Here is a 1035-nt window from a genome sequence, read left to right as displayed (position 1 = left end):
CCTCAACTTGCTTGGCTCTACGACTGATGCAGGTGTAATGCGGACAACTTAACGGTACATGGGCTAACCTAAATATCGAGTCGATAAATCCTTGCAGCGCTCTCAATGGCATAGAAAAAACTCGTTTCACCATGAGTGCTGTCGTGATAGCTAAATCACTGAACCGACGCGGCCTCCCGCGCTTATTCTGTTTACTTTGCGCCCACCCGCTTATTGCTTCTTCATCAATCCAAAAGGTCAGAGAGCCACGGTTAATGAGTGATTGGTTGTATTGCTTCCAGTTGGTTGTTTTGTAACGAGGCTTAGGCATAGGGCTACGAGAGAGGGTGGAGGTAGCTGATCAGATCGTAGGTTCTTGATTTAGTTACATTGAATTACGCAACAAAGCCTTATCGACCACAGCTCCACCCCAGGCACTGATTCATTTTACCTTTCACTTTTCGATGACTTTGCTCAACTATATTGTTCAGATATTTAATTTGACACACTTCAATCAAGTTGAGTATTTTTCCCATCAGCCAGAGTTGAACATTAACATTATGCAACGCTAACGCGTTGGCACCACTCTTATCGCTAACCACTTTTCCTGGTAAACCATTATAGCAGATTGCCTTGGTAAAGAAGGCGCGAGCCGCTTTCTCATCACGGCGTTTGCAGAGTGAAAAATCAATGAAATGACCGTGCTTCTAACGACTCGAGAGTAATATTTCCACTGACCTTTGACGTTAATGTATGTCTCGTCCATTCGCCACGAAGAAGCGACAGGCTTCTTTATTTCACGGTAGCTCTAGTTTGTAGGAAATATAGTAACGAACGGACTGCAGTATGAGCTCAGAAAGAAAGTGACGGCCAGTAAAGCTAAATGTTAAAGCTGATGAATGTTGAGGGTGATCATAACCTACCACCCTTGTTTGCGATAAACCCCCTAGGAGAGGGCAATGCCAACCTCACTTCAGAAGAAGAGATTTGAGTTCCATAACAAGATCGTTTGCGGGATAATTATCGATTAAAGAACAAAAGTCTTCTTCTAATTGA

The 1035-nt window shown here is 43.5% G+C and carries 1 protein-coding gene and 1 pseudogene; both read right to left on the bottom strand.

Annotated features, from left to right (window positions below; genetic code table 11):
* On the bottom strand, positions 1-310 hold a 310-nt coding region (locus ACED25_RS23545; protein ID WP_133146283.1), incomplete at its 3' end, for a transposase.
* Positions 311-389: 79 nt separating this feature from the next.
* Positions 390-905: pseudogene (locus ACED25_RS23540) on the bottom strand (transposase).
* Between the last annotated feature and the right edge of the window lie 130 nt (positions 906-1035).

The sequence above is a fragment of the Vibrio sp. 1F263 genome (assembly GCF_041439035.1).
GTDB classification, from domain to species: Bacteria; Pseudomonadota; Gammaproteobacteria; order Enterobacterales; family Vibrionaceae; genus Vibrio; species Vibrio tasmaniensis_A.
Note: the sequence above shows the minus strand (reverse complement) of the source record. Positions and strands in the feature narration are given on the sequence as shown.